Consider the following 20,794-nt stretch of genomic DNA (forward strand, 5'->3'; position numbering starts at 1 on the left):
GTGGGTAGCGGGGAGGGGAGACTGGCAGCGAGGAACGTAAATCGCATATAGGTTGGTTGGTGTGAGGAGTCAACCACATGTTTTGTCCATTGTCCTTGCCGGTGGCGAAGGCAAGCGTCTCTTCCCGCTGACGGAAGACCGCGCTAAGCCCGCCGTGCCTTTCGGCGGTAGCTATCGGCTTATCGACTTCGTGCTGTCGAACCTGGTCAACGCAGGTTTCTTGAAGATCTGTGTGCTGACCCAGTACAAGTCCCACTCGCTCGACCGTCACATTTCGCAGGCGTGGCAGCTGTCTGGCATCACCGGCCAGTACGTCACCCCGGTGCCGGCTCAGCAGCGTCTGGGTAAGCGCTGGTTCACCGGTTCGGCGGACGCGATTCTGCAGTCGCTGAACTTGGTTTACGACGAGGATCCGGAGTACGTCATCGTCTTCGGTGCCGACCACGTCTATCGCATGGATCCGCAGCAGATGCTGGAGGCCCACATCGAGTCTGGCGCTGGCGTGACGGTCGCTGGTATCCGCGTCCCGCGTTCTGAGGCCAGCGCATTCGGTGTCATCGATGCCGATGACAACAACCGAATCACCGAGTTCCTGGAGAAGCCGGCTGATCCGCCCGGCACCCCGGATGACCCGAACTCGACGTTCGCGTCGATGGGTAACTACATCTTCACTACCTCCGCGCTTATCGACGCTATTAAGCGTGACTCGGAAGATGAAAACTCCGACCATGATATGGGCGGAAACATTATTCCGATGCTGGTAGAGGAGGGCGAAGCTTTCGTCTGGGACTTCAAGGACAGCTACGTTCCGGGTGAGACCGAACGTGACAAGGGCTACTGGCGTGATGTCGGTACCATCGATGCCTTCTACGAGGCCAACATGGACCTGATTTCCGTCCACCCGGTGTTTAACCTCTACAACAAGAAGTGGCCAATCCACACCTTCTCAGAGGAGAACCTGCCTCCGGCCAAGTTTGTCCAGGGCGGTATTGCTCAGGCTTCGATGGTCGGTGCTGGTTCGATTGTCTCCGGTGGTACGGTCCGCAACTCGGTGATTAGCACCAACGTTGTGGTCGAGGATGGCGCGACGGTGGAGGGCTCGGTTCTCTTCCCAGGCGTTCGCGTCGGCCGCGGAGCAGTGGTTCGCCATGCGATTTTGGACAAGAACGTTGTAGTTTCCGACGGCGCCATTATCGGTGTCGATCCGGAGAAGGACGCAGAGCGCTTCAAGGTCAGCGCTGGTGGCGTTGTGGCCGTTGGTAAGAACCAGGTTATCTAGACTGTCTGAGTCCGACCGGCTGAAAAGGCACGTACCGTGGGGTACGTGCCTTTTGCCTTTAACCCTTTTTGCTACCTAGTTGCTACCTAGCCCCAAAACTGGCAGCCCTAAAAGTTGCGGGCTGCACCTGTGAATATGGGGTGCGCATGTGAATACGGGCATGGGCTGCAAATGTGAAACTGTGTGAGTTTATGACACTTTCAAGCCATTTTTCGGGCCATTTTTGTCATAAACGCAGTCAGTAAGTCGCAGTGGCCCACCGCTGCCGCTAGCCGGCCGGCCAACAGTAGAAAACTACTTCTTCACCAGCACAGTGGTGCCAGCTGCTAGAGGTAGGCGCATCACGTAAGCGTCGTCAAGCTGGAGCATATATTCGTCGGCTTCGCGGGCAGCGACGGTGTCACGGTCAGTGCGTGACGAGTCAGCGACAGTGCCGTCGAGGAGCGCGCCGGTCAGGACGAGCGCGCCACCGGAGCGAAGCAGCGGCCAGGCCTTTTCCTGGGCGGCGCGGAGGATCGCCGGGGCGACGTCCAAGTAGACCAAGTCGTAGGAGTCGGCGGCCAGTCGATCCATGACCTCCAGCGGCTGCGAGGGCAGGAAGCGCTGTCGGTTGGGGCGGATGCCTGCGGCTCGGAAAGCGGACTTTGCCAGAGACTGGTGCTCGAGCTCCGGGTCGATGCAGGTGAGAACGCCGTCATCGCCGAGGCCGGCGGCCAGGTGCAAACCGACTACGCCTGCCGCAGGCGATGCGATGACAGCGGCGGGGTGACCGTCGCGGCGGGCACTGGTCAGAGCCATGAGCGAGGTCAAAGCGGCGCCGGTCATCGTATCGGGGACGGCAACTCCGTATTCGCGAGCGCTCTCTCGGGCGCTTTCAAGGGCCTCGGAGACTACGGTCGTGTTGTTGACGTGCTGTGCAATAGCGTCACGTGCGGATAGCGGGGTAGCAGAAGAACTCGTTTCGGACACGTTCTATAGCGTAGGAAAAAACTTCGGGCAGGGTAGCGGGGCGCGCCGGTCAGTGCCGGACTAGGTGGGTAAACAAGCCTCAAGTTTGTCTGGACTCTCAAACTATTTTCAGGGTAAGGTCACTACAAACCTAAGGTTGGTAAGGAACACTGAACCTCATGCCCGAACGAGTCAAGTCCGAACGAGTCAGCGTAGGCGCCAGCCGCGAGGACGCCGCGTCCGCTGACGTAACTGAGCAACTGTCCGGCACCGCGGCTTTTGACGCAGGTGTGGGGGAGATGCCGTCGTGGTCGGAGCTGGTTCAGGCCCACGCGGATAGTGTTTATGGGCTCGCATATCGGTTGACTGGTAACCAGCAGGACGCGGAAGACCTGACGCAGGAGACATTCATGCGTGTGTTCCGCTCGCTGAAGTCATACCGTCCCGGCACTTTTGAAGGCTGGCTGCATCGGATTACCACTAACCTGTTTTTGGATATGGTCCGGCACCGGCAGGTCATCCGGATGGAGGCATTGCCGGAGAACTACGACCGCGTCCCGGGTACGCTGAAGACCCCGGAGCAGGCCGTCGATGACGCGATGCTCGACCCGGATTTGGAAATCGCGCTGGCTGAGCTGCAGCCGGACTATCGCGCGGTGGTTGTCCTCTGTGATGTGGTGGGGCTGACCTACGAGGAAATTGCCAGCACCCTTGGGCTCAAGATGGGCACCGTCCGTTCGCGTATTCACCGGGCACGTTCCAGCTTGCGGGCGACGTTGGAGCGCCTGGAGAAGGAACGACAGGAGCTGCCGGAGTCGGTCACCGCAGGCTAGATTTCCCGCACTCAATCCGCGGGAGCGGCTATTGTGGGGCTAGTTAAATAGGTGCGATTTCTGGAGGTGCTGCAGTCTGTGATTCAGCAGGGCGATGACAAGCGTTTTTTGTCAACGGAGCATCTCGGCACCGAGGCAATTGCCGCTTTTGTTGACGGCGAGTTGTCGGTCGTAGCTGAGCGTCGTGCGCAGGCGCACCTGATGGCATGCCCGGAATGTCGCCGGGAGGTCGCGAAGCAGCGGCAGGCGGCCAAGCGTCTGCGTGATAGCGCGCCCTTGCACATTCCAGCTGAGCTGCGCGCTCGTATTGCTGATTTCGCAGGCAGTTGCGAGGACTCAGAGCCCCATCGGTCGGCGCGGCATCTCGCGCACCGTCCGCCGGAGTCGCTGAGTGCCGCGTTGGAGCAGATTGTTCGCGGTTTTCGTAAAGGTGGTAGTCACTAGTGGGCAAACATCGCTCTTTCGATGATTCCGCGTTTGCCCCGGACTCCGATCGTGCCGCCGCAACTGGCGGGTTACAGCGTGCTCCAGGGCAGAAGCTTGACGACGACACCAGTGCCACCGCCCAAGAGTATTCGCCGTGGCAGGATTCGTCGTCACGCATGACGACGGGGCGTCCAGCCCGCAAACCCGAAGCGAAAAAGAAGCCTCGCCCGAAGACGGCTCCCCGCGTCAGCGCGCGGGAAGTGATTTTTGGCCGCGAGGTGCCGTGGCGTGTGATCGCGGCGTCGTCGGCCGTGGTGCTGCTCATTGGCGGTGTTGGCGGCTTTGTTGGCGGTTGGGCTGGCAAGACTTTCCGCTCGGACTACCAGCGTGTGGAGCTGCAGCAGATCGAGGGGCGGCCGGGCAACGGTGATTTGACTGAAATCGGCAAGGTGGCGGAGGCTCTTCGTCCCGCGGTGGTGTCGATTGCGGTCAGTGCCGGTGAGGTCTCGGGCGTGGGCTCGGGGTTTGTCATTGATGGTGACGGTCATATTTTGACGAATAACCACGTCGTTTCGGCGGTGGCGGACCGGCAGGATATGCAGGTCTCCGTAACGTTTTGGGACGGCGGCAAGCTGAAGGAAGTGCCGGCCAAGATTATTGGCCGCGACCCGAAGACCGACCTCGCCGTAATTAAGGTCGAAGATGTTGCGGGGCTGACCGTGGCGCAGCTTGGTGATTCCAACGCGGTTGCGGTCGGTGACACCGTGATTGCGATGGGCTCGCCGCAGGGGCTCGGCGGCACGGTGACCTCGGGAATTGTCTCCGCGCTTAATCGGCCGGTGCGCCTGGCCGCTGAGGGGACCGACACGGACGGCTACGCCGATGCGATTCAGACCGATGCCTCCATCAACCCGGGTAACTCCGGTGGTCCGCTGGTGGATATCCGCGGTGCCATTATCGGTATTAATACGGTGATTTTCAGTAGCTCGGGTGGCTCACAGGGGTTGGGCTTTGCGATTCCAATCAATTCAGCCGTTGCCATCGCTGAGCAGCTCATTGCCGGTGAGCAGCCGGTTCATCCTGGGATTGGCGTGACAGTGCGCACGGTTTCCAATGGCGCACTGACTGGTGCCGAGATTGCCAGCATCCTGCCGGGAGGCGTTGCCGACCGGGAAGGCCTGCAGGAAGGCGATGTGATTACGGCTGTGGGAGACCGCGCGGTATCGTCCGCAGATGAGCTCACGGTGGCGCTGTGGACTGTTGGCGCTGGTAATGAGGCGGTATTGAAGATCGTTCGTCACGGAGCCGAGCTGGAGGCGAAGATCACGCCGGAGTAGGGGGCGCTGGTTTCGGCCGGTTTCGGCTGGTTTCTGCGGACTTAGCAGATTTGGTGGATTTGGCCACGCAATGCTGCATGCGAGGTGCACTGTAACTAAGGTGGTATAACGTGTTTTCTAATGTTGGCTGGGGCGAGATTCTTGTCCTCTTTATCCTCGGACTAATTCTCATCGGACCTGAGCGGTTGCCGAAGGTAATTGAGGACGTCCGCGCATTGCTTCTGGCTGCGCGCACCGCAATCAATGACGCACGCGATAACCTCTCGGACGAGTTCGGTGAAGACTTCGATGATCTTCGCAAGCCGCTGCAGGAGCTCAACGATCTCCGTCGTCTCAACCCGAAGACCGCCATCACCAGGACGCTTTTCGACGGCGATGACACCTACCTGGACATGCTCTCCGGTAAGCCCGCAGCGGGTGGTGGCGGAACTGGTGCAGCCGGAGCTGCCGGAGCCGGTGGATCCTCTGGAGTAGCTGGTGCGGCTGGAGCAACTGGTGTCACAGGCCAGCAGTACCAGCAGCCCAACATGAGCCAGCCAGTGCAGCCGGCTCCGTCGCAGCAGCCGGCTCCGTCGCAGCAGTCGGCTCAGCAGCCCGCCCAGCAGCCAGGAACGTGGCAGGATCCAGTTGCCCAGGCCCGCCAACAGCAGGCACAGCAAACACCACAGCAGTCGCAACAGCCGCAACAACCTCAGCAGCCCCGTGGGGTGCAGGCCTGGGTCGACGACGACAACCTATAGAGGTGGCAAACCGTTCCCGATCGCAAGTTACTGACTAGGTTTATGACACTTTCATGGCAAAAATTTTGCTCAAACTGTCATAAACCTAGTCAGTAAGTGCACGCAGCCGCGTCGGCGGATACACCGCCCGCACCGCCCGCAAACCCCGGACCACCGAAAACACCTACACCACCGAAAACACCTACACCGCCGAAAACACCCAAACCACATACGCCCCAGACACTGCAGCCACAATGAGCAAAGGCCCCCTTCCCGGCACTGAAAATACCGGGGAGGGGGCGTCGCTATGATCGTCGTAAAGCGAAGGACTACTTCGGCGTCACGCCCAAGCCTAGCGACTTGCCTGCGAGCGACTCGCGACGAACAACCAGCTTGTCGGCGATAGCGTTCAGGGCCTCGCCCGCGCCCGAATCCGGCTTGGATAGGACAATCGGGGTGCCCTTGTCGCCGCCCTCGCGGAGCTCGGTGTCCAGCGGCACCTGGCCGAGCAGCTCGACCTTACCGCCGGTGATCTGGGTAAGACGACGGGCAACGGTCTCGCCGCCGCCTGTGCCGAAGACCTCCATCTTGGAACCGTCGGGCATTTCCATCCAGCTCATGTTCTCAATGACACCGGCGATCCGCTGGCGGGTCTGCAGCGAAATGGTGCCGGCGCGCTCGGCAACTTCGGCGGCGGCCATCTGCGGGGTAGTAACAATCAGTAGCTCAGCGTTCGGTACGAGCTGCGCCACGGAGATGGCGATGTCGCCGGTTCCCGGAGGTAGGTCGAATAGCAGGACGTCCAAGTCGCCCCAGAACACGTCCGCGAGGAACTGCTGGATAGCGCGGTGCAGCATTGGCCCACGCCAGACAACCGGTGCGTTGTCGTCGACGAAGTGTCCGATCGAAATCAGTGACACGCCGTGTGCCTGCGGAGGCATAATCATGTCGTCGACCTGGTGCGGCTTGTCCTCGGAGCCCATCATGTGCGGAATGGAGTGTCCATAGACATCGGCGTCGAGCACACCGACAGATAGACCCTTCGCAGCCAGCGCGGCAGCGAGGTTCACGGTCACAGAGGACTTACCAACGCCACCCTTACCGGAGGCGACGGCGAACACGCGGGTGCGGGAGTCCGGCTGGGCGAATGGGATCACCGGCTCGGAGGCGGTACCGCGGACGGCGTTGCGGAACTCGCGGCGCTGCTCGTCATTCATCACATCGGTGGTGACGGTGACGTTGCCAACGCCCTCGAGACCGTTGAGCGCGTCTTCGGTGCGCTCGATGATGGTGTTTTTCATGGGGCAACCGGCGATGGTGAGGTAAATCTCCACGGCCACGTCGTTGTTGTCCGCCACCGAGATGGACTTGACCATGCCAATCTCGGTAATCGGGCGACGTACCTCAGGATCTTCGACCTGCGCCAGGGCGGTGCGAACTTCAGCTTCAGTAATCGTAGACATTATGTAGTGAATCTTATCGTGAGACCCCGTAAGACAAAGAACTACTGACAAAATCAGCAGTTTTCCGCTTTACGACGGTTACAGCGCCCAACCCTTCCGACAAGCGCGGTGGCAGTGGAACTGGTGGCGGGCCAGACGGCGGAACAATTGGAAACTGTCAGGCGTTGTCCTTGATAGAACGCTTTTTAGCGATAGTTTTAGCAATATTTTCAGCAACTGAGTCACCAATTGCTGTGACAACAACTGCAAGGGAACGGTGAAAGTACCGATGGCAAATGGGGAAGCGAACAGCGGCTGGGGGAGCGGCCGGGAGCGGAGCATGAAGTCCCGGTTGCCTCAGCGGCAGGTGCCCGAGGGGGGGCCGGGGGGGAGCTTCACCAACTACGCCGATGCCCAGGCCGCGGTGGATTCGCTCAGCGATCGCGATGAGTTCCCGGTTTCCGACCTCACCATCGTCGGCGTTGACCTGATGCAGGTGGAGCGCGTCGTAGGTCGGTTGACCTGGCCGAAAGTGCTCGGTGGTGGCGCGCTGTACGGCCTATGGATGGGCCTGTTCTTCGGCCTGATTCTGGGGCTTTTCCAGGAAGATTGGGTTAGCCCGTTGATTGTTGGCCTCGGGATGGGCGCCATCTTTGGCATCGTGCTGGCCGCAGTCCCATACGCCATGCAAAACGGCAAGCGGGATTTCTCCACCACCACGGAGATTGTTGCTCGTCGCTACGACGTCTTGTGCAATCCCCGCAATGCCGAGCGCGCCCGCGACCTGTTGGCGCAGCGGGCTCTCGGTGGGAACCGCGGGTAGGTTGTTGTACTCGTCGTAAAGCGTTGCCTGCCAGAAGCGGAAACTACAGCCACTTGTTGCGGCGCAGGAGCCACACCAAAAACGCCACGATGATGAACATGATGGCGAGGACGAAGAAGTAGCCGTATTCCCAGTGCAGTTCAGGCATGCGGTCGAAGTTCATGCCGTAGATACCGGCCAGGGCGGTTGGCACGGCGAGAATAGCCGCGTACGCCGAGATGGTACGCATATCCTGGTTCTGCTGCAGCTGGATTTTCACGGCGGCGGCGTCGATGAGGGCGGAGAGTCGTTCGTCGAGTCCGGAGACGAGGTCCGCGGCGGCGAGCTGGTGGTCGAGAACATCGGAAAGATAACGGCTGACGTCCTTAGGCATGATGTCTTCCCGCAGATTCATCAGGGAGCGCAGTGCCGGTGTCAGCGGATCGATCGCGTGGCGCATTTCCAGAATCTCTCGTTTGAGGATGTAAATGTCCTCAATATCCGAATCCAAGTTCGGCTCGAAGACTTCGTCTTCCATGATCTCCACGCGATCTTCCAGCTGCATAGCGATGCGCAGGTACGCATCGACGAGGTTGTCCGTCAGTGCCCACAGCACGCCCGCGGGGCCGTAGTCGATGGCGTCGGTGGTGTTCTCCACGCGTGCGCTAATGCGCTGCATATCCGAGCTAGGCATGCCCATGCGAATGGTGATGACGTACTCCGGGCCGATAACAATCATCAGCTGGCCGGAGCGAATAATCTCATTTTCGTCATCCGCGAGACCTTCCGGGGAGTAGTGAATCGAGCGAATAACAAAAACAACGTGATCATCGTGGATCTCAATCTTGGGGCGCTGGCGGTTAGTCAGTGCGTCCTCCACCGTCAGCTCATCCAGCCCGTAAAGCTCAGCGATGGCATCCATCTGTGTCGCGTTGGGGCGCGACAACGACAGCCACGTGAAGCCCTCGCCAAAATTCCGTACCTCGGACAGCCCGGAGAAGTGGTCGTAGGTGCCGGGCAACCGCTTGCCGCCGATGTAGACGCCGCAATCGCGCAGGGCATCGCGCACCGCCCTCGACTGTCCTGTTCCTGTGCTTGACGACGAGCCGTTGGTGCGCGTCACCTTCGAGACAGCCGACTTCGCTGCGGATTTAGCCGCATTCGTCGCCCGAGCGGTTTTACCGGGTTTTCCTGTGGCCGACGGTTTTTGGCTTTGACTGGCCGAGCTAGTTCGCGGATTGCGAGCCTTCGCCGAAGCGCTGATGTTGCGGCTTTTCTCTTCGCCCATTCTGGGTGACCTCACAATCCGTTCGTAGGTTACGCTGGTGTCGATGATTGATTTTAGACGTGCGAACGCCGGGTTCCACTTTCGCATCCGCTCAATGGGGTGCAAGGGTAGCTCCACGGCTACTGCGTGCACTTTTACCGCCCTGGCATTGGTCACTGGGGCGACGGGGTTCGGTCTTGCCGCATGTTCTGATTTGGATCCGCAGATGCCCGTTCCTCCCGAGCAGGAGGCGGTGGTGACTGTCGGGGCAGACCTACGCAACCCTGAGCAAGCAGCTCTTGCGTACGTGTATGCGCAGAGCTTTGAGAGGATAGGGCGGCAAGCGGAGGTCGTCGGCATTCGCGATGCTGACGACCGGTTGCGGGCCGTACGCAATGAAGCGGTCCTGGTCTCCTTCGGATGCACAGGTGAGCTACTCGGCCTGAGCGACCCTGCGTCGGCGGCTTCACTGGCGGAGGAATACGCGGACGACTCCACCCCGGACAAGCAGTTCAGCGGCGAGTGGCGCGACCGTGTGTACGACGCATTTTCGCGGTCGCTGCCGGGTGAAGTTATGGCCACCGACGCGGGCATGGCACAGGGCTGCGCGGATGTGTCAGCTGACAATGCTGGGGCTGACTTGCCGCAATGGCTTGTGCCTTTCTACGTCAAGCCAGCGTTGGACCGAGATGATCGAGTCCGCGTGCTCAATGAGATTGCGGGTTCGCTGAGCACTGAGGACTTGAAGCTGATGACCCGGGCTGTGGCTGGTGGCGCCAGCCCTGAGTTGGTCGCTCAGGAGTGGCTGGACAAGGCGTAGTCGGGGCGGCGGGGGCTAGTTGTGGCGGTATCTGACGCGTATCTGCTGTTGGCTGCCGCCAAGTTTGTTGAATAACCCATGAATGCGGGCTGCAAATGTGAAACTGTGCGAGTTTATGACACTTTCATGCCATTTTTCGGGACATTTTTGTCATAAACGTAGTCAGTAACTCGCATTGAGGACTAAGTAGTAAATGGTGCCGACCCGGTGGCACGCCGACCGGACACGCTTTTTGACTATTCGCCCTTGATGCCTGGCAACGATCGCCCAAGCAACAGGAAAGGGGCTCCAACCGAACGGTTGGAGCCCCTTAGCGTTCACACGCTAACTGGTGAAGACCAGTCAATGAGACCTACTTGAGAGCCTCTTCCAGCAGAGCCTTCTCCTCAATCTGGTGTACCTTAGCCACACCAGTTGCGGTGGAGGACTGTGCACGGCGGGAAACGCGGGTCAGCTTCGGCATATCCGGCAGAACCTCTGGGAGGTTCAGTGCCAGGAACGGCCATGGACCCTGGTTAGCCGGCTCATCCTGAACCCAGCGGACTTCCTCAAGATCCGGGTAGGACTCGAAGATGTCGCGGAGGCGGTTGTGCGGCAGCGGGTGCAGCATCTCCAGGCGAGCGATTGCAAGATCGTCGCGCTTGTCCTTCTTACGCTTCTTCTCCAGCTCCCAGTAGATCTTGCCGGAGCAGAGCAGCAGGGTCTTGATGCCGGACTTGTCCTTGGACTCGAAGTTCGGGTCATCGATGACTGAGCGGAACTTGTTCGGGTTGGTGAAGTCCTCGACAGCAGACGCTGCCATCTTGTTGCGCAGCATCGACTTCGGCGAGAACACAACCAGCGGACGGTGCAGGTCGGACAGGACGTGGCGACGCAGCAGGTGGAAGTAGTTAGCCGGCTCGGACGGCTGAGCAACGGTGTAGGAGCCCTCGGCTGCCAGCTGCAGGAAGCGCTCGATACGTGCCGAAGAGTGGTCCGGGCCCATGCCCTCGTAGCCGTGCGGTAGCAGCAGGATCAGCTTGGAGGTCTGACCCCACTTGGCCTCGCCGGAGGAAACGTACTGGTCAATGGTGGTCTGAGCGCCGTTGGCGAAGTCACCGAACTGTGCTTCCCAGAACACTGCTGCGTCCGGGTTACCCAGGGTGTAGCCGTACTCGAAGCCCATGCCTGCGTACTCGGTCAGAGCCGAGTTGTAGATCATGAAGCGGCCGCCGTTCTTGGACTTACCGTAGGCGTCGATCGGGTTGTATTCCGAACCGTCCTCGGAGTCAATCAGAACTGCATGGCGAGAGGTAAAGGTACCGCGGCGGACATCCTCACCTGCGAAGCGGACGTCGATGCCAGCACCGGTGAAGGAGCCGATTGCCAGCAGCTCGGCCATACCCCAGTCGATGCCACCTTCCTGAGTCATCTCCGCGCGCTTCTTAGCGACCGGCGCAACACGCGGGTGAATCTTGAAGCCCTCAGGGAGGTTGACGTAGGACTGACCAATCTCGACGATTTCAGCCTTGTCGATGCCGGTCTTGAGACCGTGCGGCAGCGGCTGAGAACCGGCGATACCGGTCTGCTCGCCCGGCTTTGCGTCCTGAGCTGCGCGAACCTCGTTGAAGACCGCTTCCATCTGGTCGTGGAAGTCTCGGCGTACTGCTTCGTACTCTTCCTCGGAGATGTCACCGCGACCGATGAGGTCCTCGGTGTACTGAGCACGAACGCTTTCCTTCTCGTCGATGATCTTGTACATCAGCGGCTGAGTCATGGACGGGTCATCGGCCTCGTTGTGGCCGCGCTTGCGGTAGCAGACCAGGTCGATGAAGACGTCCTTGCCGTAGCGGTTACGGTACTCAACAGCCAGCTGGCCGACCCAGACGACAGCCTCCGGGTCGTCACCGTTGACGTGGAAGACCGGGCAGCCGTATGCCTTGGCGATGTCGGTTGCGTAGTAGGAGGAACGACCGGAGTCCGGCGAAGTGGTGAAGCCAATCTGATTGTTCACCACGATGTGGACGGTACCGCCGACCTTGTAACCACGCAGGGACATGAGGTTCAGGGTCTCCTGGACAATGCCCAGGCCGGCGAAGGATGCGTCACCGTGCAGCAGCAGCGGCATGACGGAGTAGCCCTCTTCGCCCTTGTTGATCTTGTCCTGGCGTGCACGAGCAAGACCCTCAACGACCGGGTTGACGGCCTCGAGGTGGGACGGGTTCGCAGTCAGGGTGACGTCAATCTCGCCCTCGCCGAACATCTGGATGTGACGGCCAGTAGTACCCAGGTGGTACTTGACGTCACCAGAACCGCCGACCTGTGCCGGGTCGATGTTGCCTTCGAACTCGGTGAAGATCTGGCGCAGTGGCTTGCCGACGATGTTTGCGAGCACATTCAGTCGACCGCGGTGTGGCATACCGATGACGACCTCATCCAGGCCAGCGCCAGCAGCGGTGTCAATGGCGGAGTCCATCAGCGGAATCAGCGACTCTGCGCCCTCAAGGGAGAAGCGCTTCTGGCCGACGTACTTGGTCTGCAGGAAGTTCTCGAATGCCTCAGCGGCGTTCAGCTTCTGCAGGATGTACTTCTGCTCAGCGTGGGACGGCTTTGGCTGGCCGCCCTCAATGCGCTCTTCCAGCCACTCGCGCTCTTCGCGGTCGAGGATGTGAGCGTACTCGGAACCGACCTTGAGGCAGTATGCGTTCTGCAGGCGCGAGAGAACCTCGCGCAGCGTCATCGTCTCCTTGCCGCCGAAACCACCGACGTTGAAGGTACGGTCCAGATCCCACAGGGTCAGACCGTGCTCCTCAATATCGAGGTCAGCGTGGTTCGGAGCGGAATCATTCGGCTGGTCAGAACGCAGCGGGTCGATATCAGCCAGCAAGTGACCGCGGGAGCGGTAGGCCTCAATCAGACGCATAACGCGGGTGTTCTTGTCGATACCCGTGTTCGGCAGATCCTGTGCCCAACGGATTGGGGTGTAGGGGACGCGCATGGTCTGGAAGATGTGGTCCCAGAACTTGTCGTCGACGAGCAGGTTGCTCATCGTGCGCAGGAACTCACCGGACTCTGCACCCTGGATAATGCGGTGATCGTAAGTAGAGGTGATGGTCACCAGCTTGCCGATGCCCATCTCTGCCAGACGGTCAGCGGAAGCACCAGCGAACTCAGCCGGGTAATCCATGGAACCGACACCGATAATCGCGCCCTGGCCCTTGGTCAGGCGCGGGACGGAGTGGCGGGTACCGATGCCGCCCGGGTTGGTCAGGGAAATGGTGACACCCTGGAAGTCCTTACCGGTCAGCTTGCCGTGGCGAGCACGAACGACGATGTCCTCGTAGGCGTCGACGAACTGCTTGAAGGTCAGGGTCTCACACTCGCGGATAGCGGCAACTACGAGCGAGCGAGAGCCGTCCTTAGCTGGCATATCAATAGCCAGGCCGAGGTTAATGTGCTCCGGGGTAACCAGAACTGGCTTGCCGTCAACCACCTTGTAGTTGTTGTTCATGTCCGGGTGGAGCATGACAGCCTTCACCATGGCGTAACCAATGATGTGGGTGAAGGAAATCTTGCCACCGCGGGCGCGTGCCAGATGATTGTTAACCAGGGTGCGGTTTTCAAACATCAGACGTGCCGGCATATCGCGAACCGACGTAGCGGTCGGCATCTCCAGGGAGACATCCATGTTCTTAGCGATAGCCCGTGCGACGCCCTTCAGAGGCTCCTCGCCGGATTCAACAGCCGAAACCTTGGCTGCTGCATCCATTGGGGACTTCTTTGGCTTCGGGGACGCCGGCTTGTTCGGGGTCTTAGTTGGTTCGACCCCCTTGGATTCACGACGTCCGGTTGCCTTAGCTTCCTCCTTCGTGGCTGCTGCTGGCTTTGCCATATTGGAAAGGTCCTCGCCCTTTTGGGACGGGGTGTGGGTTGCGAAGAATTCGCGCCATTCCTGACCCACAGATTGTGGATCCTTCTGGAATTGCTGGTACATCTCGTCGACCAGCCATTCGTTCTGGCCGAAGCTCATGTCGCTGCTCACGGCAGGTACTCGCCTCTTTTCGTCTTAGTTTTACTAACTCACGTTTATTCTAATTAGCGCAAGTGTCAAAGTGTCATTCAAGGATAACGAAAATTCTGAATTACTACACCGTCGCGCTCCCCATATGGTACTTGCTCCAAAGCTCTGCGTATTGGCCACCCGCCGCTAGGAGCTCGTCATGGGAGCCGTCCTCGACAATACGCCCGTGGTCAAGTACCAAAATCCGGTTGGCCCGAGCCGCTGTAGCCAGGCGGTGGGCCACAATAATTGCCGAGCGTTGACGCGACGCACGGTCAGTGGCTTCAAGGATTGCCGACTCTGTTGCAGGGTCGAGTGTCGCGGTGGCTTCGTCGAGAAGCAGCAGTTCAGGACGCATCATTTCGGCACGAGCGAGTGCGATGAGCTGACGCTGTCCGGAGGAGAGCCCTCGGCCATCTGGGCCGACGGGGTGGTGGAAGCCACCGGGCAGGCTGGCAATGGTGCTGAGGGCACCGACGTTTTTCGCGGCCTGCTGAATTTCAGCATGACTGCTGTCCGGTAGACCGTAGGAAATATTTGTTGCTACTGTCCCCGAAAACAGGTGTGATTCTTGGGGGACATAGCCGAGGGTGCGTCGCCAATCGTTAAGAGGGAAGTCGCGGATGTCAGTTTCGGAGGCTCGCACCACACCGTCAACTGGATCGTAGAACCGAGCAAACAACTTAATGATTGTTGATTTTCCGGCGCCCGTGGATCCGACAATTGCGACTGTTTCTCCGGCAGGAATCTGCAAATCGAGAGCATCGAGAACCTGCGGGCGTTCGTGCTCAGAGTCGGCGGCGGAGTAGGAGAAAGTTACCTTGTCTAAGCGCAGGTCGCCAGCAGCTGCGCGGGACGCGCTGTCAGTAGTGCCGTGATCTGGCATGGGGGCGGTCTGTAGGAGGTCATCAATGCGATTGAGGCCGACCTTCGCCTGCTGGTAGCCGTCGAAAACATGGGACAGCTGCTGAATCGGGCCAAAGAGCATTCCTAGGTACAGCGTGAAGGCGACGAGTACGCCGGGCGTCGTGGTTCCCGAAGCAACCTGTTGGGCACCGACAGCCAATACCGCGGCTGTTGCCAACTCAGAGACGAAGTTGATGCCGGGGAAGAATAGAGCCACGGCCAGCTGTGCTCGCTGACGAATTGCGCGGTACTTGTTGGATTCCTCGGCAAAGGAAGATTCGATATCGGCGACGCGGTGGTACATCTGAATCTCGCGAAGCCCACCAATAGTCTCCTGAAAATCAGCGTTGACCAAGGAGAGTTGCTCGCGTGCAGCCTTGTATAGGCGCGAGGAGATCCGGCGGAATACCAGAGTGGACACCACAATGATGGGAAGCGATGCCAACGCCACCGCGGCGAGTGACACCTGTGTGGCAAGCAACAGCGCCGTGACACCGAGCAGAGTAAACGCGGCGATTGCCCCCTCTGCCAGTCCCGTTTGCAGGAAAGAGGAGAGCGCATCGATGTCGGTTGTCATCCTCGTCATGATGGCGCCCGAGCGATTGGCCTCGAAGTAGTTAATGCCAAGCGACTGCAGGTGACGGTAGCAGCGCACACGCAGGGCATAGAGCAGCCGCTCACCAGTGCGCGCAGTAATAACAGCATTTGTGGCTACGGCAATCCAACTGATGAGGACTGTCGCCAAGCCACCTGCGGCGCAGCCCCACAGCACGGCCTCATTGTGCTCACTGATGCCGTGGTCAATGGCGTAGCGCACGAGCATGGGGAACGCCAGATCGGCAACGGCAATGAGGGCGAGCAGCGCAATGACACTTATAAATAGGCCGCGGACATAGGAGAGCAGTCGGCGCAGAGAGAAAGTCTCGGAGTTGTCGAGTGCCGCAGCGGGCACACGCGGTTTTTCGGTAGCGGGTGGGAGGTTTCGCACGCGCTCGAGTAGCTCCGGCGTCGCAGGCGCATTGGCGAGAGCCGCCCCCATGCCACCACGACCGCCGCCGCGGCCGCCTGGACCTCCTCCGGCTCGGCCAACCCCGCGGCTCATTTGAGAAGTGGCACCTCCGGGAAGCCGCGCAGCGGTGTCTGGCGTGGAGTTGTCGGAGGTTGGCGCGGATTCGTCGGGCCAGAGTTCCTCGGGGCTGGGGTCTTCGCTGTCGATGGGGTCGAGAACAAGGTTTTCGATTTCGGGGTAGGCGCTCTGGTCGATGTCCATCAGCTCGGTGAAGCGCGGATGAGAAGTAATCAGTTCGGCCTTGGTGCCAATGCCGGTGATGGCACCGTCTTCGAAAATGGCGATGTGGTCCGCCTGCTCGAGAGTGGAAGATCGATGCGCCACGATGACGATAGTCGTTTCCGCCAGCTGCGAGGTCAGCGCGTTGAAGATTTCTAACTCTGTTGCAGCATCGATTGCTGAGGTCGCGTCGTCGAGAACCAAAACTCGAGGACGGGCGAGGAATGCCCGTGCTAACGCGACGCGTTGAGCTTGTCCGCCGGAGAGATTATGCCCGCGCTCGCCGATGGCTGTGTCCCACCCCTGAGGCAGGTCGTCGACGAAGTTGACCTGGGCGGCGGTCGCTGCGGCGACAATCTCTTCCTGGGACGCCGCGGGATTGGCGAATGCGATGTTCTCACGCAATGTGCCCGCAAATAGATAAGGAGTGTCCGGAACGACAGTAATAGCGTCATATACGTCGCTGGAGAGAATGCGCGCGGTATCTGTGGATGTGCCGTGGCTGGGCGCATCGATAGTGATAGTTCCCGAATCCGGCAGATAGTGACGGCCGAGCAACTCCGTGGCGATAGTCTTTCCGGACCCCGGTGGGCCAATCAACGCTAAGGTCGCCCCTGGTGCGACGGAGAATGAGACATCGTCGATAAGCGTGCGTCCGCCACGGCTGTGGGTGACGCGGTTGAAGCTGATGCCAACGGGGCCGTCGGGGAGGGGGAGCGCGTCGGTGGGTTCGGGGTTGTCTGGTCGGGCGTCGATGACATCGGAAATGCGGTCGATGCTTGCCGACGTCAGCTGTATCGAGATGACCATGTTGGAGACCAGACGCGACAGGGCAGTCAGGCTGGTGAGATACGTGGCAAAAGCCACGAATGTGCCTAGGGTGATGTGTCCGTTAATCGCGAGCCAGCCACCGACCGCGATATTTCCGACGAGGGACAGTTGCGGCAACGACTGCAGCGCCGGTTGGAATCGAGCGCTGAGTTTTGCCGCTCGCAGGCGTAGGGAAAAGAGCAGCGACGAGTTACGCTCCATCTTCGCAACTTCGTTGTCACCCTGCGCAAACGCCTTGACAACGCGGATGCCGGAAACGGTTTCCTCGACTTGTCCGGCGATCTCGCCTGCTTGCTGTTGGGCAGCCCAGGTTGCGGCATGGAGTTTGTCACGCGAATTCACTGCAATGTAGACAATCGCTGGCACCACGGCGAGGCCGACCAGTGTCAGGGGCAGCGAGAGGGCGAGCATGATGCCGATTGTGATGAACAGCTTGACGACGGATCCCAGCGTCAACGGCAACATCGCCAGTAGTCCGGACACTGCCTGGAGGTCAGAAATTGACCGTGACACAACCTGGCCGGTGTTGACTCGGTCTTGTGCTGGACCATCGAGGTTTTGTAGGGAGCGAAGGATCTTTAGTCGCAGGTCGTGCTGAACATCAATGGAGAGTTTGCCGGAGAAGAATCTGCGCCCCATCTGGGCGACGAAGCGTACTAACGCGATGGTCAGAAATACAGAAATGACTGCCTGCAGGGGAGTTAGGGAAGGCAGTAGGCGTGCGGGGACACCGCCATCGGAAGTGCCCGTTGCCACATCAATGGCATCTCTAGTGAGAAGTGGAAGTACGGACTCCAGCCCGACAACGATTAGCGCTGCGACAACGACACCATAGAGCGGTAGTGGCCTGTGAAGAGACTGTTTCCACAAGAACTTCATGGGAGAGGTTCTGAGGGGTTTGCTCTGGGCCATGGTGGGTACCGCTCTTCCATTGAAAAACGTCGCTGAAGGGTAAGTCGCTGAAGGGTAATCGGGTAAGAGGAACTACTTATTCTTCTTTTTCTTCGGCCACTTCAGCGCCGAGGGGATAGAGAACCTCGATGACCTTGAGCCCTTCTTCGAGTCCTCAGAGGTGTTGGATTTAGCCGGTAGCTTTCGTTCAAAGTCCGACCAATCCTGGGGAAGCGGGCCCAGAGATGCGCGAGTGGAGCTGATAAGAATGCCACCGAGCTTGCGGTTTGCGGAGGCCCCAACCACGGCGCCAATTCCAAATGGCAAAATCTTACCGATGATGGCCAGACGAGCGTTCTTCATCAAGCGCTTGCGTGCCTCGCGAATCAGCAGGCGGTTTGCTGCACCCAGCTGCGGAACGCCAAGCCGTGGCAGTAGGGAATTCACGGAAGTTTTGGTCTGCTTCCGCAGCGATTCCTCGCCAAGAAGAGAGGCCATAATAGCTGTCCCTTCAGAACCACTCATGGCCGCAAGAATCAGCGTGCGACGGCGTTGTGGATCGGTGATGTCAATATTGCGCAGGGTCGCTGAGGCCAGTGTGTACCAGGCTGATGCTTCCAGGAACAGCAGTGATTCACCGGTAACCGCAGCCAAGCCCGTAATCATGCCGACGCCGGGGAGAACCGCGCTGCCGCCGGCGGCACCACCGGTGCCGGTGACCAGGTTGAGGTAGTGGGAATCAATACGTTCCTGTACCTGCGCCGGAGTTTCATCTTTTTTGCGCTTGTGTAGGGAACTGACGTACCCGGTGATGGCAGACGACTGCCAGCTCATGGTCTTATCCAGGGTTTGGATAAGAAGGGTTCCCAGTTTTCCGGCATCACGTTCGATCGCTTCGGGGGTTGAGTTCACCGCATCAGTTACTGTGCGAGTTGAATCCTTCTTCGTCTTTTGGAACAAAGTAGTAGACCTCCTAAACGGGTCCGTTGAGAGCCATATGCCCATATAAACACTACTGAGCTGTGGGGAAATTCCGTAGTCGGTGGAAAAATAGACAGGTGTACGGCGATTAACACAGTCGATAGAAGGATGAGACTGGTGAACGATGTCACGCGGGGTGCCGCATTGCCTCCCGAGTACTCCCAGCTTTTGGCGGACTTTCCTCGGTTTTCCGCAGATGTTATGCCTCACGACGGCGCTGCCGAGTGGCACCTTTCTACCGAAGCTGTAGCCGCCGGAATTGAGGCTGGGAGAAAGCTGTTTCCCATGCCCGAGGTTGCGGGGGATACCCGTTTCCAGGCCCAGTTGTGGTGGTGGTCCATGTGCGGAGCATTGGTAGGGCCATCGCTGGCATGCGTGTTGGTGTCCGATCGAGTTCCGGTGTGGCAGTGGTCTTCTTGGTTCGCCTTTCTCCGAGATGACTATTGGGTTGGGTTCCAAGCTCAACAGTTTGAAAGCATTTCCGCTGAGGATGCGGATGAGCTGAAGGATTCCGGCGAAGCACTGGCTCATTTCTTGGATCCGTTGGCTCAGGTTGTTGGAGAAGTCGGGGAAATCAAGCCTGCCCCTCTTTGGGCCGTGGCTGCCGATGCCGTAGCTAACGCCGCAATATCCGCCGGTAATGAGCTGATGGAGCCCTGGCGCGGAGCGCTTATTGGCAAACATGTCGTTGAGGGAATACAGCGAGTACATCGGGTCCCTCTTCCTCGTTTCATGGATTCCTGCGGAGGCGAGGTGCTCCCCTGGGATGAAGCTGCTGCTGAGGCGGGAGAAGAACCGGACTTCGATGTAGTTACTCACCTGGAGAGAGCTACTTGCTGCATGATTTATCACAGCCCAGATGCCGATCTGTGTGTCTCCTGTCCAAAACGTTCTCGTGAGGAACGCCATCAGCTCTGGGCACGCTACTGAGCGCTCTGTTTTCGAGAATCGACAGCTGGCGGCCTGCTCCTCAACCGACCGCGTTGGCGGCTTTGATGTAGCACGCACTCTGCCGGCGCGATCTTTCGCAGCAATTGCCGGGGGCATGAGCCACCCCATGATTGCGCGTTTGTCGCTACGATTGGCTGCGGGTAGAGGCCAATTATCTTTCAAGGGAGGATTCCACCCATGAGCTTTTTCGAGCAGATTGCTGCGGCACTGGACCGCGAGGGCATTGAAAGTCGTGTCAACGATGACACCCTCTTCGTTCCCATTACCTCTGACCTGGAGGTTCAGTTCGTCACCATTGATGAGGACATCCCGGCTGCCGAAGTTTACGTAGCCGCTGCCGATGTGGATGATGAGGACGACGAGTTCGAAGCTGTTCTGGTCTCCGCTGTATTCTCCGTCGAAGACGCCGTCGCGGCAGTCGCCCACCATGTAGCTACTGACCAGGTTGTTGGCCTGCTGCGCACTCTGCTCGATGGTGATGATGACCGCATTGCTGACCTGGAGTTTGAACAGGACCCCGAAGAGGCAACCTTGGTCACCTCCGAAGTTGGTACCTCCTCGTTGGTTCAGGTTTTGGTAACTGCCCACAACAACGAGCCCAGCGCACACGTCCGCTTCATCTCTCAGGACGCGAACTTGGACGACATTGTCGACCAGGCCATCGCAGAGTTTTGGGACTCGGACACCGAAACGGTTCTCACCGATGATGACCGTCGCAAGATGTTCGCTGACCTCTACTCTGACATCCAGACCTTGCGCAATGAGGTTCTGACGCTGGGCACCTTCAAGGACTTTGACAAGCTGATGGATGTCCTTGCGCTCGTGGTAGACCGCGCAGAGGAATGGGAAGATCAGCTGGCACCCGTCGATGACGGGTACGCGGAGTATATCTACTCTGATCACGTTGCCTCCTTGGACGGGGATGATGATGACGATGACGACGATGATGACCTCTATGACGATGGCGACTATGACGACGAGGACGACGAAGAAGGCGACGACAGCGAGTAGCCGTACTGTGGCAGCACTGTGAA

General features: G+C 59.4%; 15 protein-coding genes. 9 read left to right on the forward strand and 6 right to left on the reverse strand.

The features are described from left to right. Nucleotides 1–61 precede the first annotated feature (61 nt). A complete protein-coding gene (gene glgC, locus HMPREF2562_RS03505) occupies nucleotides 62–1,279 on the forward strand; it encodes a glucose-1-phosphate adenylyltransferase (RefSeq protein WP_042388575.1) in 1,218 nt (405 codons plus the stop codon). A gap of 294 nt (nucleotides 1,280–1,573) precedes the next feature. On the opposite strand, the gene HMPREF2562_RS03510 is transcribed toward glgC, so the two are convergent. Beyond that, the gene (locus tag HMPREF2562_RS03510) at nucleotides 1,574–2,248 is read right to left on the reverse strand and encodes an O-methyltransferase (RefSeq protein ID WP_049193703.1); all 675 of its coding nucleotides are present in this window, start codon (nucleotides 2,246–2,248) and stop codon (nucleotides 1,574–1,576) included. A 158-nt stretch (nucleotides 2,249–2,406) separates the two neighbouring features. On the opposite strand from HMPREF2562_RS03510, the gene sigE reads away from it, so the two are divergent. The 4 genes from sigE to tatB all read left to right on the forward strand — a co-directional run bounded on the left by sigE (nucleotide 2,407) and on the right by tatB (nucleotide 5,563). Continuing rightward, the gene (sigE, locus tag HMPREF2562_RS03515) at nucleotides 2,407–3,060 is read left to right on the forward strand and encodes an RNA polymerase sigma factor SigE (protein WP_070429357.1); all 654 of its coding nucleotides are present in this window, start codon (nucleotides 2,407–2,409) and stop codon (nucleotides 3,058–3,060) included. Between the two features lie 51 nt (nucleotides 3,061–3,111). Then, the gene (locus HMPREF2562_RS03520) at nucleotides 3,112–3,504 is read left to right on the forward strand and encodes an anti-sigma factor family protein (protein ID WP_052317810.1); all 393 of its coding nucleotides are present in this window, start codon (nucleotides 3,112–3,114) and stop codon (nucleotides 3,502–3,504) included. Continuing rightward, a complete protein-coding gene (locus HMPREF2562_RS03525; protein WP_049189281.1) occupies nucleotides 3,504–4,823 on the forward strand; it encodes a S1C family serine protease in 1,320 nt (439 codons plus the stop codon). The genes HMPREF2562_RS03520 and HMPREF2562_RS03525 overlap by 1 nt, the downstream gene beginning before the upstream one ends. Before the next feature lie 110 nt (nucleotides 4,824–4,933). Beyond that, nucleotides 4,934–5,563: a Sec-independent protein translocase protein TatB gene (gene tatB / locus HMPREF2562_RS11165; protein WP_070549622.1), complete on the forward strand. Its 630-nt coding sequence runs from the start codon at nucleotides 4,934–4,936 to the stop codon at nucleotides 5,561–5,563. A gap of 308 nt (nucleotides 5,564–5,871) precedes the next feature. On the opposite strand, the gene HMPREF2562_RS03535 is transcribed toward tatB, so the two are convergent. Continuing rightward, nucleotides 5,872–7,005 carry an Mrp/NBP35 family ATP-binding protein gene (locus tag HMPREF2562_RS03535; RefSeq protein WP_070549623.1) on the reverse strand — a complete coding sequence of 378 codons (1,134 nt, stop codon included), beginning with the start codon at nucleotides 7,003–7,005 and terminating at the stop codon, nucleotides 5,872–5,874. Between the two features lie 319 nt (nucleotides 7,006–7,324). Between HMPREF2562_RS03535 and HMPREF2562_RS03540 the strand changes: the two genes are divergently transcribed. Then, entirely contained in the window at nucleotides 7,325–7,807 is a 483-nt protein-coding gene (locus HMPREF2562_RS03540; RefSeq protein ID WP_070549635.1) for a YflT domain-containing protein, read from the forward strand. A 43-nt stretch (nucleotides 7,808–7,850) separates the two neighbouring features. Here the strand turns inward: HMPREF2562_RS03540 and HMPREF2562_RS03545 are convergent, their stop codons facing one another. Continuing rightward, the gene (locus tag HMPREF2562_RS03545; protein WP_070549624.1) at nucleotides 7,851–9,074 is read right to left on the reverse strand and encodes a magnesium and cobalt transport protein CorA; all 1,224 of its coding nucleotides are present in this window, start codon (nucleotides 9,072–9,074) and stop codon (nucleotides 7,851–7,853) included. A 43-nt stretch (nucleotides 9,075–9,117) separates the two neighbouring features. On the opposite strand from HMPREF2562_RS03545, the gene HMPREF2562_RS03550 reads away from it, so the two are divergent. Continuing rightward, a complete protein-coding gene (locus HMPREF2562_RS03550) occupies nucleotides 9,118–9,873 on the forward strand; it encodes a type 2 periplasmic-binding domain-containing protein (protein ID WP_070429353.1) in 756 nt (251 codons plus the stop codon). Nucleotides 9,874–10,225: 352 nt separating this feature from the next. Here HMPREF2562_RS03550 and HMPREF2562_RS03555 read toward each other — a convergent pair whose 3' ends face one another. From HMPREF2562_RS03555 to HMPREF2562_RS03565, 3 genes are all read right to left on the reverse strand, one after another. Beyond that, nucleotides 10,226–13,894: a multifunctional oxoglutarate decarboxylase/oxoglutarate dehydrogenase thiamine pyrophosphate-binding subunit/dihydrolipoyllysine-residue succinyltransferase subunit gene (locus HMPREF2562_RS03555; RefSeq protein WP_048732838.1), complete on the reverse strand. Its 3,669-nt coding sequence runs from the start codon at nucleotides 13,892–13,894 to the stop codon at nucleotides 10,226–10,228. A 103-nt stretch (nucleotides 13,895–13,997) separates the two neighbouring features. After that, nucleotides 13,998–17,816, reverse strand: a complete 3,819-nt coding sequence (locus HMPREF2562_RS03560; RefSeq protein ID WP_168162073.1) for an ABC transporter ATP-binding protein — start codon at nucleotides 17,814–17,816, stop codon at nucleotides 13,998–14,000. Between the two features lie 105 nt (nucleotides 17,817–17,921). Continuing rightward, nucleotides 17,922–18,740: a hypothetical protein gene (locus HMPREF2562_RS03565; protein ID WP_224433199.1), complete on the reverse strand. Its 819-nt coding sequence runs from the start codon at nucleotides 18,738–18,740 to the stop codon at nucleotides 17,922–17,924. A gap of 177 nt (nucleotides 18,741–18,917) precedes the next feature. Here HMPREF2562_RS03565 and HMPREF2562_RS03570 point away from each other — a divergent pair, with 177 nt between their 5' ends. After that, complete coding sequence (locus tag HMPREF2562_RS03570; protein WP_222867455.1) at nucleotides 18,918–19,739, forward strand: (2Fe-2S)-binding protein; 822 nt, start codon at nucleotides 18,918–18,920, stop codon at nucleotides 19,737–19,739. Nucleotides 19,740–19,937: 198 nt separating this feature from the next. Continuing rightward, nucleotides 19,938–20,771, forward strand: a complete 834-nt coding sequence (locus HMPREF2562_RS03575; protein WP_048732832.1) for a hypothetical protein — start codon at nucleotides 19,938–19,940, stop codon at nucleotides 20,769–20,771. Nucleotides 20,772–20,794 lie beyond the last annotated feature (23 nt).

It is taken from the genome of Corynebacterium sp. HMSC077G07 (assembly GCF_001809225.1).
GTDB classification, from domain to species: domain Bacteria; phylum Actinomycetota; class Actinomycetes; order Mycobacteriales; family Mycobacteriaceae; genus Corynebacterium; species Corynebacterium jeikeium_D.